Raw genomic sequence first — 15960 nt, forward strand, 5'->3', positions numbered from 1 at the left:
CGTTGACATAGAATCGTCAACTAGTTGATTAGCACACAACAGAGGGGTTTCACAGGATGAAATCGTGTAAATGATACGATTACAGGCAAATCACCCGTTACCCTCTCCCTTCACGCGAAGGCAAACACAAGAAGTTGAGGGTACCGACAGCCGTTGAGCACGCACAAACCCGGGTTCACGTTTTTTTGCTACCGCTGCTTCGCCACCTTGCCGCCGGAGGCCTTTTTTGTTGTGCTGGGCAGCGGCCCTTTTTTCATCAAAGCTGGGTAGCTAACAGGGTCGTGATGGCGGGGAGATCGTCGTTGAATTCAATGGAGACGGAGACGGTGCAAAGGGGCAGAGAGGCCAGCGTGCGCACCTTCACCCGATCCTTGTCCGTGGTGAGAAGAACGGAGGCGCCGCTGGCTCTGGCTTCTGCTTCCAGGGCGACGATCTCCGCTTCGGTATAGGAATGATGATCTTCAAAAAAGTGCCCACCAACGACGGTCACCCCAAGGGACCTGGCCCCCTCTTCAAAAGCATGGTTTTTTGCGATCCCTGAAAAAAGAAAGGCGGGGCCGAGTGCCTGGGGCGTCAAGGGGTTGCCTGCCCCATCCGACAGGGAGACGCGATGTGTGGAGGCAATGACAGGAAGGGAGGCAGCCTTGGTTCTCAACGGCCCGGGTAGATGGCTCAAAAAACGCGTCACATCCCCAGCTCCAGCCCGGGTCAGAACCACGGCGTCGGCCCATGAAAAGGCCGAAAGGGGTTCGCGCAAAGGCCCCCGTGGAAGGACATGACCGTTCCCAAAGGGGCGCGCGCCATCGGCCAGGAGGATATTCAAATCCCGGGCCAACCGAATATGCTGATAGGCATCATCCAGAAGCACCACATCAGGCCGAAACCGGTCACAGGCCTCCAGGCCCGCGGCATAACGATCGCTGCCGATCACCACCGGAACACCGGGAAGCTGCTCGGCCATCATCACCGGCTCGTCCCCCGCCTCAAAAGGCGAAAGAAAAATCGCGTCCCCATCGGAAACCACGGCACCCTGACTCGAAAGGCTCCCGCCATACCCTCGGCTCACAATCGCCACTTTAGCCCCTTGCGCCCGATACCACCGCGCTGCAAAAAGGGTCATGGGGGTCTTGCCCGTACCGCCTGCCGTCAGGTTGCCGATGGCCACCACCCGTGCAGGGAGATGCTTTGCTTCCAGGACACCCTTCTCATACGCCACCCGCTTGGCACGGCCCAAAGCGCCGTACACTTTCGAAAGACCCAGCAAGGCAAACTTTGGAGACATCAGCGAGGTCCTGCCGTCATCTTCAAAGGCACGTTCAATGTAATCCGTCATTTTTCCCATACACTCAAATTTTTATCCTGAGGTCATGATCCAACGTGATGAAGCGCAGCGCCTCGGCAATCAGGAACGACGAACGCTCTTTTTTAATCAATATCCTGCAACAGCAGCCCCCCGGCACAGAAAAAAACCACATCGGCGGCCCAGGCGGCGATAAACGGGGGCAGCATCTCACCATACCCCAGGGAGAGGCAGAGGCTGTAGAAGATCCAGAAGAGAAAGGCAATGCCAATCCCAATCCCCACAGAGATAGGAATCCCTTCGTGACGCGGGCGTGTCAGGGCGATCCCGGATCCGATCATCACCATCATCAGGCAAAGAAGAGGAAAGGCCATCTTGGCTTGAAAATTCACCCGGTACCGGGTGACATCGTACCCCTCTTTTTCCATCTTTCGAATGTAATCCCAAAGATTAAAAAAACTCATTTCACGGGCTTTTTTCACCACACTCCCAAGATCCTCGGGCAACACCCCGACCATATCGATGGCGGCGTCCACATACTGAGAACGCTGCCCGCCCGAGATCGAGGGTTCCTGGACAATGGCGTCTTTCAAGGCCCAGCCTTTGCTCGTATAAACTCCGGAGGCCGCATCCACGCGCCGAACGGGCACAAAGGAGTCATCGGCAAAGCGGGTGATGGAGATCCCGGACAGGGTCTTGGTGGCGATGGTGTAATGCTTGATATAAATAATTTCACGCCCATGCCGCAGCCAGATATTATTTCCCTGGGTGGTCTGAATATTTCGCTTTTTAATATCCACCATACGGATATGCGTGGCTTTGTTCAGCGCCACAGGCACCACGGTCTCAGCCAGAATAAACACCAGAACCGTCAATAAAAGGCCCGCCCCGGAAAGGGGTTTTATAAGCTTCCATGCGCTGATCCCCCCCCCCATCAGGGCAATGATCTCGTTATTTCTCCGCATGAGACCAAAAAGGACAACACTTGACAACAAAGCGCAGACAGGGGTCATCATCACGATAATCCCCAGGTTTCTCATCACCACGAACCACACCCCGTGCAGGAGGTTGTAATTCACCTGGAGAAACTTTGAAATCCAGGAAAGATAATCAATGGCCACCACGAGGAAGAAGACCACCACCTGAATCATGGCAAAGTACTTAAAAAACTGTTTCAGGACATACCGCTGAATGAGACTCATGACCGGCCCCCCTTTCGAAGGGGTGCCATGGCCCACCGAAAAAGAGAAAGAAAAAAACCGCCCAGCACATCAAACCCCAGAGTCTTCTCACGGGCGACCCGTGCAAGAAAAATCAGACCGGCACTCCCCATCACAATATTTCCGACCCAGAGCGCCAGTTCCGGAGCAAGGACCCCGGATTTCCCCAAAGACCATCCGGCCGCGTGCATCACGTAGTAGAGAAGAAAACAGACCAGCCCGAGGCCCATACCCGAACTCTTGCGGGAAAAAGCACTTCGAAGTCCCAGGGAAATAGAGAGAATACCCAGGGTAAAAGCGGCCAGGGCCAGGGCAAATTTTTCGTTGATCTCCATAATGGCGGTGGCAGGGATACGCCCGGCCTTCTTTTCCGACGCGATGTAAGCAGAAAGCTCCGAAAGGCTCATTTCATCACGCGCCTTATTGCCCAGCGACTTGTCCGAATGAAGTTTTCCAAAATTCACCCGGATGTCGTAGGTGGAAAAACCGATGGCATTGACCGCCCGATCCACCAGATTCACCTGGTTCACCTCACCGTTGAACAGGCGAAGGGTAAGGGTCTCAGCCTGTTTGGAAAAAAACCGAACCCCTCTGGGAGCTGTAATGGACACCTCACTCTCGGGATTTCGGGTATCTCGAATAAACACACCATGCAGGCTCTTGTCCTCGGGGTTGATCCGCTCCACATAGAGCATCACTCCGTCAAAATTGGTATTGAACGTCCCTTCTTTTATAGAGGCATCCACCCCTGCGGATGCGATATTGACCACCATCTTTTTGTACGAATAGTTTCCCCAGGGGACGGCGTAAACCGTAACGGCAAGGGTGAGCAAAGACCCCAGCAGGCAAAAGGCCCCCACCGGATAAAAAATAGCGGAAAGCCCCGCACCACCCGCCTTGATGGCCACAACTTCCTGATCGGCAGACATTCGAAGCAGGGTCAGCAGCACCGCCATCATCACGGACATGGGCAGAGTGTACTGCATCATCACCGGGAGGGTATACCCCACCATGGCAAGAACAGTGGAAAGGCTCGCCCGGTAGTTCACCACCAGGTCGGTGATGTCGATAATTTTGGTCAGGAGAAAGACCAGACTGAGAAAGCCCAGACAAAGCAAAAAAGGCTGCAGCAGCTCTTTCAGAATATAGCGATTGATAATGGTAATCGGGGTCACCTATTTATTATATGATATCCCGGGCCACCCAAACCACTTCGCCGATCACCTCAAAGTGGGTCAGGTCGGCTTGATAGTCCACGGCCTCGGCCTTGTTGTCGGAGAGCACGCGCACACAGGCGCCTTCGGTAAAAAGCCGTTTTATCTTGATGGTGTCGCCTTCGCGAAATGCAAAAACCCCTCCTTTGAAACCGCCATCTTCCCCGGTTCGGGAACGATCCACCATCACGGTATCGCCGCCGCAGATCATGGGCGCCATGGAGTCGCCCACCACATCAAAGAGAACCAGTGCCGACGGTGTCCCCTTTTTCCTGAGCCATAGCTCTCCAAAGGGGCAGGTTTCAAGCACTTCGGCCGTGGTCTCAAAAGAGCCACCGCCACCGGAAAGGGTCGCTCGGTATTTGGGAATATAAACCAGAGCGTTCACCATAACGGATCCCTGCTCTCCCTTATACCCATTCAAAAGCCAGGTAATATCGCAGTCAAAAGTCTGACAGATTTTAAAAATAGCATCGATGGTCGGAGAGATGCCGTCTCGCCATGACTCAAAGGCACCAGTCATCCCAACGGTACGGTCCAGCTCACCGAGCTGTCCTCCACACTCGCGCGTCACCAATTCCTCCAGATTGTGGAGAAACACCTCTCTGTTCCACTTCATAACCCCACTCTTTCATCATGACAGGCGCCGTGCGCCTAATGATCCAAGACTCTATGAGAGCATGGTGCCGACCTGCCGGCAGCATGCGTCAGTTACTTGCGTGTGACTCAGAATGCCCGAATCATAGCCAGAGCACGGCGGGTTGTAAAGGGTTTACAAAAGGGATGAGGGGCCAAAGGATGGGCGATCCATGCCAGGTTAAAATGAGCGCCTCCTTGCAGCCGGAGGCATTTTTATCTTACGCTTTTCGTGCCAGCACCGCGCAGGACCCTGACGGAAGCGAGATGTCTCCGGCAAAAGAGAGCCCGGCTTCTTCCACCATGGCCCGCATCTCGCCGACGGTGTAGACTTTTCCATTGTAGGTGTTGAGCATCATGTGAAGGTCGTACATCCCTCCGGCTTCGCCCCGATCCCGATAAAAATCGTGGACCACCAAGGTGCCGCCCTGGGCGAGAAGGCCGGCGGCACGACGAACGATCCCCAAGGTCTCGACGTCTCCCTGGCAATGCACCAGATTGGAGAGCAGAAGCAGATTCGCCCCTTCACACCCGGAGAGATCCCAAGGGTCATCCAAAAGGTTGACGCAGGAGAGCCCGATGCGACTGAAGGCGGGATGGTGCTTCCTTTTTTCGGCAAAAAAACCCACCACGTCCTGGAGATCCGCAAGCGCCCCTGTCCAACCGGAATGCTTTTCTAAAAAGGAGAGGCTGTAGGCCCCGGAGCCAAAGCCCAGTTCCACAAAACGCCCCTGATCCGTGTCCGGTTTCACCAGCTGCCAGAGCTCTGCCGCTCTGATCCGCGCGGCCTCATCCATGGCGTCGATATACTGAGCCAGATCTTTTTTGTACTCCGCCTCACTCTTCTCCGAAGCGGCATAGACCCGTTCCCCCGTTTTCAAGGTCTGACCCAGAAGGTCCCAGGAATCAACGAGTCGCTTCTCAAAATCCAGAGTACCGCCCATGGGATGAGGCGCCCCGGTCCCAAAAAAGAGCGCCCCCTCTTTCGACAGACAAAAACCTGTGGGCGACGCCTCCAAGAGGCCCAGAACAACCAGCGCAGAAAGCGCCCGGCATCCAAAAGCCTCGTCCCAACCGACCTTCCGGCAGAGGACGTCAGCCGCCACCGCCTCTTCTCCCACGCAATCAAACACCCCGGCATCAAAAGCCGCTTGCAAAAGCCGATACGGACGGTATCCCGTCAACAGGGTTTTAAACTTCAGATATGACGTCATATCGCCCATACATCCTCCCAAAAATGTAGCCATTCAGTGCGACTCGCCTACTTGTAATGCATGATACGTGGTTCCACACACCACACAAATAAGGCATGTTTTCAAAAAAAAGACCCCGGCATCTCTGATGCCGGGGTATCGTATCACAACGGATCACCAAAAGGATCTACCCTTTGGTGTGCGGGTCTTTAATGGCCACCTCTTCAAAGGTGAGGATATCGGCGAGGATGCGGGTGGAGGCATCGAGGAGTTCCATGGTAAGCGCCGCACCGGTGCCTTCACCCAGTCGGAAGCCCAGGTCCAGCAGAGGATCCACGCCAAGGTGGTCGTGCATGAAGGTGTGCCCCACTTCTACGGATCGGTGACTGGCAAAGAGGTACTCTTTGGATATCGGGGCCAGGTCGCCGGCGATCAGGGCGCCGGCTGTGGAGATAAAGCCATCGCACACCACAGGAATCCCGTGGGCGGCAGCCCCCAGAACGAGCCCGGCCAGTGCGCCGATCTCATAACCGCCCACCTTGGCGAGGACGTCAATGGGGTCCGTGGGATCGGGATGGTTCACGGCAATCCCTTTTTTGATCACATCAATCTTGCGCTGCAACGCCGCGTCGTTGATTCCGGTACCGCGCCCGGTGAGGTCTTCCACCTTCTCGCCGGAAAGCACAGCGATGATGGCCGTCGATGGCGTGGTGTTGCCGATGCCCATATCTCCGGTGCCAAGCATATCCAACCGGCCTTCGGCCACGAGCTCATCCACGATCTCGATGCCCGCCTCGATGGCCGCCACGGCCTGCTCACGGGTCATGGCAGGACCCTTGGTAAAATTCTCAGTTCCCCGGGCCACTTTTTTATGAATAATGGGCAGCGTCGGGTCAAACTCGGCTTTCACACCAATGTCCGCAGCCAGAGACTCTGCCCCTGCGTGCTTGGCCAGCACGTTGATGGAGGCTCCTTTGATCACAAAGTTGTGCACCATCTGCTCGGTCACTTCCTGGGGAAAAAGACTGACGCCCTCCTCCACCATCCCGTGATCGCCGGCGCAGGTCACCACCACTTTTTTTTCTAATTTAACGTCAATCACCCCGGCAATGGCAGCAAGCCTTGCCGACAGAGGTTCCAGCACCCCCAAACTTCCCTGGGGCCGCGCCTGATCAGCCAGACGCTTCAGAGCCACCGCCTCAATTCCGCGATCAATCCCAACAATGGAACCGAGGGTCTTTTCAAGCAATTTCATTCAGAAACCTCCTCACATGTTAAAAAAGCAAAAAAACGGCCTCCGGCGGCGAGGTGAGCCACCTCGAAAGCAGGGTGCGAATGCTCGATCGATCACATTCGCTTCGGGCTGAGCCCGGATAAAGTCCCAAGCGACACCTCCAGCCCCAAATTTTAAGTACACATACAACTCAGTTGCGCGCTGCCCAGAAAAATCGTCTCAAATAAATCTCACCGCGAAGAACGAGGGGTGAAAGTCTTTGGAACCTGGGGTCCAGGGGGGGAAACCACTCTATCAAAAAATCCCCTGGACCTCGGAGGCAGGCTTGGTCGGCGTTACCCTTTGTAGATTTTGTCGCCTTTGATGTCGGGCTCGAAGACTTCCATGCCCTTTTTCATGGCACAGAAATCGCCGCACATGGTGCAAGTGTCTTCATTTTCAGGGCAGCGCTCTGCTCGAATGGACTTGGCCACTTCAGGAAAGAGGAGATACTTTTCCAGGTCATCCCAGCGCATTTCACGACGGGCCATGGCAGCCATCTTTTCGTTTTCACGACGATTGGGATACTTGGCGATGTCACCAATGCGGGTGGCCAGGCGAGTGGCTCGCACGCCTTCGCGGACATCCTGCACAGTGGGCAGGGCCAGGTGCTCGGCGGGGGTGATGTAGCAGATGAGGTCAGCGCCAAAACGGGCGGAACTGGCCGCTCCGATGGCAGCGGTGATGTGGTCGTAGCCAGCGCCGGAGTCACAGGGAATGGGGCCAAGGACGTAGTAAGGGGCGTTGCCGCTCATGCGTTTTTCAAGCATGATGTTGCCTTCGATTTCATCGAGGGGCACATGGCCGGGGCCTTCCACCATCATCTGGCAACCCATTTCACGGCCCAGATCGGCCAGCTCGCAGTTAATGATCATCTCGGCCATCTGAGCTCTGTCGTGGCTGTCGTGGATAGCACCGGCACGGATGCCGTTGCCCAGGGAGAGGACCGCGTCGTATTTCTTCATCAGGGCGCAGACACGGTCAAACTGCTCATAAAGAGGGTTTTCACGCTTGGTGGCGTCCATCCAAGCGACCATGAAGGTGCCGCCTTTGGAGGCAAGGCCGCCATAGCGGAAACCCTGCTTACGAAGGCGCTCAATGGTATACTGGTTGATCCCGCAATGGATCGCCATAAAAGAGAGACCGTCCTGAAGCTGCTGCTCAATGAGGTCAAAAAGGTATTCGGGGTCCAGCTTGCAAGGATCCTGGCACTTACGTGCCGTCTCCTTAAAGGCCTGATAAAGAGGAACGTTACCCAGGGGCAGGTTGGTTGCAGCCAGCACTTCACGACGGACAAGGTCCAGGTCCCCTCCGGCAGAGAGTTCCATAAGGGTATCTGCACCCTCTTCCTCAGCGGCCAGGGCTTTTTCAATTTCGCTTTTGATATCACAGATATCTGAGCTGGTGCCGATGGACGCGTTCACCTTGGTTCGCAGGCCGGTGCCGATGCCTACGGCAGGCCCCTTGAACTTGGGGTTGTTGGGGATAACGATCTCCCCCTTGGCCACCAAATCACGAATCCGCTCGGGGGCATAATTCTCGTTTTCGGCAACCTGCTGCATCTGGGGGGAAACCACGCCCGCCCGGGCCAACTCAATCTGTGTCTTTGCTACAGTCATTGTCTTTCTTCTCCTTAAAACATATCGGCAGACACGTATTTGCTGCCATCATCATTATTTTGGCCACCGAAGTCTGATCGGCTCCCGATTCCATCCCGGGAATCGCCTTCACCCGTCTTGAGGTCCGCAGTTGCAAAGAAGGAGTACGAACCGGCAACTCCCGGATCTCACGCGACCTCCAACCAGCCGAATCCAACCCCCGCTGATCGAAGATGACGACTTCAGGCAATAAAAAAAGGGCTCTGTGAGACAGCTACAGCTGTGCCACAGAGCCCTTTGCCATCGGACTCGGTCAATATAGTTTCGTGCACGTCTTCTGACTTCCGGGGTAAAACCTCACCCGACGCGCCTTCCCGCCTCCCTTTAAAAGAAGCAGTGACTGTTGTTTTAAGCAAAAACAACCTGCGCCGGGTCACCCGGTTACAGCGGCGGGACCGTCACGGATTTTCACCGTAGTTCCGTTTGCATGACACCGTATGACAAATAGTTAATGCACCCTTTTCTGGGTACTGTTTATGCATTACATGAAGTGAGTGAAGGGCGTCAAGGAGAAAAATAATTTCTGAGACACCCTGAATACGGGAGATGCACAAAAATCAACGTGCATCCGTTGCCACAGGGGACGAGATCCCCGTCCTTCCGGTTATCTTTTGCTAATCCAGCCTCTCTTCAACGATTCCCTGATAAATTAGTCCCTCTTTCTGGACTTTATTCTCTGTATGAAATCAATGTAAATCAAACAGAGATCTCACCCCCCCTCCGCTCCACCATGTCATCACACGCCTGGAATTCCAAGTCAAACGCATACAAAACAGACTCAGCGTCAATGCATATCATTCTCATGGGTTGTGGTGAAAAGAGACAGGGGATGATGAGGTTAAGTTGACGTCAATGAACCTGTGTTTTGGCAAACAAATAATGAACGCACAAAATGTTCTCATCCGCATTAAGATTTGAGCTACCTTTAAATAATATATTGACATATCAGCGATAAATTTCCTATTAAGTGAAAATATCGGTATTTTAGAAAAATATTTCAATTGGGGGAAATTCATGAGTCAAGTTACAGGGATTTTTAAAAAAATCGCATCAGGCAGCCTGGTCCTGCAAATTATGGGTGGAATCATCGCGGGCGTCATCCTCGCTCTTGCATCACCCGAAGCGGCAAACTCAGCTGGCCTTTTCGGCAGCTTGTTCGTTAAGGCACTCAAGGCCGTCGCACCCATTCTCGTTTTTGTGATCGTCGCCTCTTCCATTGCGAATCAAAAACGTGGCGCTCACACCAACATGCGCTCTATCATCAGCCTCTATCTGGTGGGCACCTTCATGGCGGCATTGGTCGCCGTCACCTTGAGCTTTCTTTTCCCCACCGATCTGACCCTGGTGGCCACCAACACAGCAGCAACACCACCCAACGGAATCGGCGAAGTTCTTAACACCCTGCTCTTCAAAGTCGTGGACAACCCCATCAACGCCCTGGCCACCGGCAACTTCATCGGCATCCTCGCCTGGGCCATCGCCCTGGGGGTCGCCTTCCAGCATACGAGTGAGGGGACAAAAACCTTCTTAAATGACGTATCAGATGGCGTCTCAAGCATCGTCAAGCTGGTGATCCGTTTTGCCCCCCTGGGTATTTTCGGCCTGGTCTCCCAGACCATCGCCACCACAGGCTTTTCAGCCCTGGCGGGTTACACACACCTTCTCCAGGTGCTCCTGGGAGCCATGATCATCATCGCTCTGGTGATCAACCCGGCCATCGTCTTTTTCATGACCCGACGCAACCCCTATCCCCTGGTCTTCACCTGCCTGCGTGAAAGCGGTGTGACCGCTTTCTTCACACGCAGCTCAGCGGCCAACATCCCCGTGAACATGGACCTGTGCAAGCGTCTCGACCTGAATGAAGACACCTACTCCGTCTCCATTCCGCTGGGAGCAACCGTCAACATGGGTGGCGCGGCCGTCACCATTACCGTGATGACCCTGGCTGCGGTCCACACCTTGAACATCCAGGTGGACCTCGCAACGGCGCTTCTCTTGAGTATCATCGCCTCCATCTCAGCCTGCGGGGCCTCCGGTGTCGCCGGCGGATCGCTTCTCCTGATCCCCCTTGCCTGTAGCCTCTTCGGCGTGCCCAACGAGATCTCCATGCAGGTTGTGGCCGCCGGCTTCATCATCGGTGTGATTCAGGACTCTGCCGAGACCGCGCTGAACAGCTCCACCGACGTTCTGTTCACCGCTGCTGCGGATTACAAAGCCAACGGTTCCGCTCCCCGAGAAATAGAGCCTGAAAGAGCCGCCGCTTAGGCTTCGGCCCGGGAAAAATTCAACATGATCACTGGAAGGGCCGCATAAGGGTAAACCCTATGCGGCCTTTTTTTTAACAGACAAATCGCATCCGCAATGCACTTGCGAAACACTGCGCGTTTCCCCGCGGTTCACCCCAACCGCTACCACTCCAGAATAACCTTCCCGGAATCACCGGAACGCATGATGTCAAAGCCTTTCTGAAAATCGTCGATGCGGAACCTGTGGGTAATGACCGGTGAGATATCCAGGCCGCTCTGGAGCATGCTGGTCATCTTGTACCAGGTCTCAAACATCTCTCGGCCATAAATACCTTTGAGCTTCAGGCCTTTGAATATAATCTGAGACCAGTCAATGGCGGTCTCAGGAGGCTGAATCCCAAGCAGCGCAATGTTTCCGCCAAAATTCAATGCCGAGAGCATGTCCCTTAAAGCCTGAGGGTTGCCGGACATCTCGAGTCCCACATCAAAGCCCTCGTTCATCTCAAGCGTCCCCATGGCATCCAGAAGGCTCTCATTCGAAACATTCACGGCCCGTGTGGCCCCCATCTTTGAAGCCAGGCCAAGGCGATAATCGTTTACATCGGTGATCACAACATGTCGCGCCCCGGCATGCCGTGCGATGGCAATGGCCATGATGCCGATGGGCCCCGCCCCGGTGATGAGGACATCCTCCCCCACCAGATCAAAGGAGAGCGCGGTGTGAGTGGCATTCCCGAGAGGATCCAGGATAGAGGCGGTCTCATCGCTGATGGCCGATGGGATACGAAACGCATTCACAGCAGGCACCACGATGTACTCGGCAAAACAACCGGTCCGATTGACACCGATCCCTTCCGTATTCCGGCAGAGATGTCGTTTTCCGGCCCTGCAGTTCCGGCAGTCCCCACAGGTGATGTGCCCTTCGGCGGAAACCCGGTCTCCCTCCCTGTAGCCCTCCACCTCGCTTCCCACCTTAACAATCACCCCCGCAAACTCGTGGCCGATGACCATGGGGGCAGGGACCGTCTTCCGGGACCATTCATCCCAGTTGTAGATATGGATATCGGTTCCGCAGATGGCGGTTTTTTTCACCTTGATCAGAAGGTCGTTATGACCGGGCTTGGGAATCTCGGCCTCTTCCATCCAGATCCCCACCTCGGGTTTTGCCTTGCTCAAAACCTTCATTTTATCCATTTATCACCTCATTTATAGGGTCAGCCCCTCTTTAATCGATCACTCCGAGCTCTTTCCCCACCTTGGTAAAGGCGGTGATGGCCTTATCCAGATGCGCCCGGGTATGGCCTGCTGACATCTGAGTTCGAATTCTTGCCTTGCCTTTGGGGACGACAGGAAAACTAAAGCCAATGACATAGATCCCCTCGCCCAGGAGTCGATGGGCCATCTCCCGGGCGAGGGTGGCGTCTCCCAGCATCACGGGGATAATGGCATGATTCCCGGGGACGAGGTTAAAACCGGCTTTCTCCAGGGCATCTCTAAAGTAACGGGTGTTCTCTTTCAGGGTTTCAATAAGAGCCGAGCTGGATTTAAGCATCTTAAGGACGGCGATGGATGTGGCGGTGACCACCGGTGCCAGGGTATTGGAGAAAAGATAGGGGCGCGACCGCTGCCTCAGCCATTCGATCACCTCTCTCTTTGCCGAGGTGTACCCACCGGATGCGCCCCCCAGGGCCTTGCCCAGGGTTCCGGTAATGATATCCACCCGCCCCATGACACCGCACAGCTCAGGGGTCCCCCGGCCTGTCTCGCCGGTAAAGCCCACCGCGTGGGAATCGTCCACCATCACGTACGCACCATAGGCGTCTGCAAGGTCGCAGATAGATGAAAGATCGGCAAGGGTCCCGTCCATGGAGAAGACACCATCCGTGGAGATCAAGATAAACCGTGCATCCCGGGCGGCCTTAAGCTGCGTTTCAAGGTCTTCCATGTCGTTGTTGGCGTATCGAAACCGCCGGGCTTTGCTGAGACGGACGCCGTCGATGATGCTGGCGTGGTTCAATGCATCGCTGATAATGGCATCTTCAGGCCCCATAAGGGTCTCAAAGAGGCCTCCGTTTGCGTCAAAACAGGAGCTGTAGAGGATGGTATCCTCCATGCCCAGAAAATCACTGAGGGCGGATTCAAGCTCTTTATGGATATCTAAGGTGCCGCAGATAAACCGCACAGAGCTCATCCCGAACCCGTACCGGTCCAGGGAGGCGTGGGCCGCATCGATCAGCGTCTGGTTGTTGGAGAGACCAAGATAATTGTTGGCGCAGAGGTTAATCACCTCGCAGGAGCCCTCCACGCGAATGTCTGCCTGCTGTTGAGAGGTGATAATGCGCTCTTCTTTAAAAAGACCGGCGGCCTTAAGGTCCTCCGTCTTTTTGGCCAGGTGCGTCAACAGTTCCGTTTTCATACAGACCCCCATGATAGGTTGAAGCAAATGATAAAGAACCCTTCGAGGCTCAAAGGCACACGGCGGATGCTCTCCCTATAAAACGACGAGATGACAAAAAAGTCTGTTATTTTTTTCTGATAGACCGTAGTTTCCGGAGACGTCAGCCTGCACCATGATATGGCGTTGGGCATGAATAAAGGCATAAAACCAAATAATATCGGATGACGACAATGAAAAAAACACTGCTTGTTTATTACTCACGAACCGGAACAACGGAAGCACTGGCGGAAGGAATCCAGGAGCGGCTGGGCTGCGACATGGAGGTGATCATCGATCAGAAGAATCGAGACGGATTTTTCGGGAACCTTTGCGGAGGATTAGACGCCCTGCTTGAGAGACAAACCCTCATCAAACCGCCCACCCACGACCCTGCCGGTTATGATCGGGTCATTATCGGCACCCCGGTGTGGTACGGCAATCTTACGCCAGCGGTTCGCACCTGGCTCTGCCGACACACAAACGAAGAGCCCAGGTTCAAAACCGCCTTTTTCTGCACCTTTGCCGGCGGAGGCAACGAAAGGGCCGCAAAGAAATTCATGGGCCTTGTGAAAAGCAAATGCGGGGCTGTCCTCTCCATCCAAAAGGGTGAGGATGACGAGACGATCAAGAATAAAATAGGGATATTTACGGACTCACTGGCGGCTGCCACCAAGGACTGAGCGAATAGCTTAATGCGACGCTTCGATAAACCCCAACGCCACCCCATTGGGGTCCTTGGCCAAAAAAAGTTTCAGGCCCCCGGGAAGGGTTCTGGGCGCTTCCAGGCCCGGCGTATTTTTTTCCAAAAGACGGGTGTAGGCTGCATCGATATCATCTACATACAAGGTAAGGGAAACCGAACCGACACCCGGGGTGACGGGGGGATCCGTGTCACGTTTGATCAATTCAATCTGCCCACCGGCAAGGTCTTTCAAGAAAGCCAGCTCCACACCGGGAGAAGGGGTCTGGCGGGTCGTCAGCTCAAAATCCAGCGTCTCGGTATAAAAAGCCACCGAGGCGTCCATGTCATTCGTCTCAATCGTTACAAACGCAATCTGCATGCACTGTCCTTCCTCTACCTGCCACGCTGAAGCCCCACCACAAGGGCCACCTCACCCTTCGGCAGGGTCAGACGTTCAGAGATCTGATCCACCGAGAAGCCTTGGGTGGCCAGATGAAGAATTTTCTGTCGGGATTCGGAGATGCGCTGTTCAGCGTTTTCTTCTTCGGCAGCGTTTGTGTGCTGCCGATTCATCAGGGCATCGGCGCGATTGAGCAAAAGCTTCAAAGAGGCAATTCGTTTTTCGAGGTTCTCATTCAACTCAGTGACAAGCAGACGCTTTTCCGCCACATGGCCGTCAAACGTATCGGCCACCGATTTTGCCTCCGCCAGGACCGGCTCCAGCAGGGAGAGCACCTGGGTATGGGCCGCTCGTACAGACTCCGCTTCGAGGCGACGCCTTGTACGTCGGGTATGGATCAATTCAGACAGGGCCAGAGCCAGACAGGCCGTCCCCAGACCAAAAAGAAAAAATGTCGACATCGTGTGCAGATTCATGGACCTCCCTTTCCTGATCGCATGGCCAAAGGTGAACACATCTCGCCACACCTCAGGCGGCCCGCCCCCATGACCTGGCATACCGCATTTATCGTGAGCGTTTTCACCGCTTCGTTTACATCAGTTGGTAGGCCTCAAATGTCACGTGGTCGATGACCCCTTCGGTGAGAAGCCCCCCGGCTGTTTTTCGCACCAGCTTCCTCAAATCGCGTTCGACCGGTTTTTCTCCTGAAATCGATGCAAGTTTCGCCAACAGTTCATCATAAATACGTTTTCGAAAGAAGGTTTCATACCCCGCCAGGGGATCTTTTGCGACCCCACGAATCGTGAGCACCACGTTCAAAGAGATAAAGGCATAATCGTTGCCCACCGCAGCGGGAATTAAAAAATTCTCAAGCCGTGAGACAACCTGGGGCTCACCGGTAGTCACAGGCGTTTGCCCTTCACCCATCGCCTCTCCGGAATCGGCAAAATCAGAGGTGGAAAGCGCCTGCTCATCACCCGCCATAAGATACACCCAGCCGGCCACCCCTCCTGCGCTGAAAAGCAATAAGAAGCCCACCACCACCAGAAGCCATTTCTTTTTACTGCGTTTTTTTTGGGGTGGAAGGTCCTCGTCATCCGTTTCGGCAAGGGGGACTGAGGAGGGGTCGGTTTGATTCTCCTGCTCCCACGTTGCCGACGCATCCTCTCGGGTATCCGTCAAAATGGTGTCTATTTCTTCCCGTGAAATCTGAAATGCATCTTCAAATTCCCCCGGTGCCTCATCGGCCTCAACGCCGCTGTTTTTCAGCAGGCGATCGATATCCTCCTGGCTGATCAGCTCGCCGTCGCCTTCAGTGGCCCCTTCCTCAGGGGAATCGACGATCTCCTCCAGGGAGAGCGCTTCCAGCGGCGAATCTTCAGGGGTGTCTTCGGACAAAACCCGTTGGATATCGTCCATAGAGATCATGGAGAGCTCTTCGTCTTCAGGGCTTTCAATCTCTGGAAGCTGCTCTTCACTCATCTCATCCTCCCTGTGGGGTTCGGGGTCGTCGTCCTCGTCCTCATCATCATCATCGCCTAAAAGGAGATCAATCTCATCGATATTGATAAAGTCTGCAATATCACCCAACGGATCCTCCCCATCGGGAAACACATACTCATCCGTGTCCCTGAGCAGGGTATTAATCTGATCCTGGGAAACAAAATTATCTACATATGGGCTGGAAGAGGGAGGGGGCAT

The 15960-nt window shown here is 54.7% G+C and carries 14 protein-coding genes and 1 riboswitch; of the genes, 2 read left to right on the forward strand and 12 right to left on the reverse strand.

Features of this window, described 5'->3' with window-relative positions; all coding sequences use genetic code 11:
* Positions 1 to 256 precede the first annotated feature (256 nt).
* The 7 genes from lpxK to thiC form a co-directional block, all read right to left on the reverse strand.
* Positions 257 to 1342, reverse strand: coding sequence for a tetraacyldisaccharide 4'-kinase (gene lpxK, locus Q1Q75_RS07680; protein ID WP_300668887.1), 1086 nt, complete (start codon positions 1340 to 1342; stop codon positions 257 to 259).
* Between the two features lie 83 nt (positions 1343 to 1425).
* Positions 1426 to 2502: an LPS export ABC transporter permease LptG gene (lptG, locus tag Q1Q75_RS07685; RefSeq protein ID WP_300668889.1), complete on the reverse strand. Its 1077-nt coding sequence runs from the start codon at positions 2500 to 2502 to the stop codon at positions 1426 to 1428.
* On the reverse strand, positions 2499 to 3695 hold the full coding sequence (gene lptF, locus Q1Q75_RS07690; RefSeq protein ID WP_300668891.1) for an LPS export ABC transporter permease LptF: 1197 nt from the start codon (positions 3693 to 3695) through the stop codon (positions 2499 to 2501). Before lptF ends, lptG begins: the two co-directional genes overlap by 4 nt.
* A 7-nt stretch (positions 3696 to 3702) precedes the next feature.
* Positions 3703 to 4353 carry a S24 family peptidase gene (locus Q1Q75_RS07695; protein ID WP_300668894.1) on the reverse strand — a complete coding sequence of 217 codons (651 nt, stop codon included), beginning with the start codon at positions 4351 to 4353 and terminating at the stop codon, positions 3703 to 3705.
* A 238-nt stretch (positions 4354 to 4591) separates the two neighbouring features.
* The gene (locus Q1Q75_RS07700; RefSeq protein WP_300668896.1) at positions 4592 to 5584 is read right to left on the reverse strand and encodes a methyltransferase; all 993 of its coding nucleotides are present in this window, start codon (positions 5582 to 5584) and stop codon (positions 4592 to 4594) included.
* A 166-nt stretch (positions 5585 to 5750) separates the two neighbouring features.
* Positions 5751 to 6818 (reverse strand): nicotinate-nucleotide--dimethylbenzimidazole phosphoribosyltransferase, encoded by a 1068-nt coding sequence (gene cobT / locus Q1Q75_RS07705; protein ID WP_300668899.1) that lies wholly within the window; start codon positions 6816 to 6818, stop codon positions 5751 to 5753.
* Positions 6819 to 7132: 314 nt separating this feature from the next.
* Positions 7133 to 8455 (reverse strand): phosphomethylpyrimidine synthase ThiC, encoded by a 1323-nt coding sequence (thiC, locus tag Q1Q75_RS07710; RefSeq protein WP_300668902.1) that lies wholly within the window; start codon positions 8453 to 8455, stop codon positions 7133 to 7135.
* A gap of 288 nt (positions 8456 to 8743) precedes the next feature.
* Positions 8744 to 8955: riboswitch (cobalamin riboswitch) on the reverse strand.
* Between the two features lie 553 nt (positions 8956 to 9508).
* Between thiC and sstT the strand changes: the two genes are divergently transcribed.
* Positions 9509 to 10759 carry a serine/threonine transporter SstT gene (gene sstT, locus Q1Q75_RS07715; RefSeq protein WP_300668904.1) on the forward strand — a complete coding sequence of 417 codons (1251 nt, stop codon included), beginning with the start codon at positions 9509 to 9511 and terminating at the stop codon, positions 10757 to 10759.
* A 143-nt stretch (positions 10760 to 10902) separates the two neighbouring features.
* Here sstT and tdh read toward each other — a convergent pair whose 3' ends face one another.
* Together tdh and Q1Q75_RS07725 are read right to left on the reverse strand one after the other, a co-directional pair.
* On the reverse strand, positions 10903 to 11925 hold the full coding sequence (gene tdh, locus Q1Q75_RS07720) for an L-threonine 3-dehydrogenase (protein ID WP_366945180.1): 1023 nt from the start codon (positions 11923 to 11925) through the stop codon (positions 10903 to 10905).
* Positions 11926 to 11965: 40 nt separating this feature from the next.
* Positions 11966 to 13156, reverse strand: coding sequence for a glycine C-acetyltransferase (locus Q1Q75_RS07725; protein ID WP_300668908.1), 1191 nt, complete (start codon positions 13154 to 13156; stop codon positions 11966 to 11968).
* A 212-nt stretch (positions 13157 to 13368) separates the two neighbouring features.
* On the opposite strand from Q1Q75_RS07725, the gene Q1Q75_RS07730 reads away from it, so the two are divergent.
* Positions 13369 to 13857 (forward strand): hypothetical protein, encoded by a 489-nt coding sequence (locus Q1Q75_RS07730; RefSeq protein WP_300668909.1) that lies wholly within the window; start codon positions 13369 to 13371, stop codon positions 13855 to 13857.
* Positions 13858 to 13866: 9 nt separating this feature from the next.
* Here the strand turns inward: Q1Q75_RS07730 and Q1Q75_RS07735 are convergent, their stop codons facing one another.
* The 3 genes from Q1Q75_RS07735 to Q1Q75_RS07745 all read right to left on the reverse strand — a co-directional run bounded on the left by Q1Q75_RS07735 (position 13867) and on the right by Q1Q75_RS07745 (position 15960).
* Positions 13867 to 14238, reverse strand: coding sequence for a VOC family protein (locus tag Q1Q75_RS07735; RefSeq protein WP_300668910.1), 372 nt, complete (start codon positions 14236 to 14238; stop codon positions 13867 to 13869).
* A 14-nt stretch (positions 14239 to 14252) separates the two neighbouring features.
* Positions 14253 to 14735 carry a hypothetical protein gene (locus Q1Q75_RS07740; protein WP_300668912.1) on the reverse strand — a complete coding sequence of 161 codons (483 nt, stop codon included), beginning with the start codon at positions 14733 to 14735 and terminating at the stop codon, positions 14253 to 14255.
* Positions 14736 to 14850: 115 nt separating this feature from the next.
* Positions 14851 to 15960, reverse strand: a complete 1110-nt coding sequence (locus Q1Q75_RS07745) for a hypothetical protein (RefSeq protein ID WP_300668913.1) — start codon at positions 15958 to 15960, stop codon at positions 14851 to 14853.

This window comes from Desulfoluna sp., assembly GCF_030145185.1.
In the GTDB taxonomy this organism is placed as follows: Bacteria; Desulfobacterota; Desulfobacteria; order Desulfobacterales; family Desulfolunaceae; genus Desulfoluna.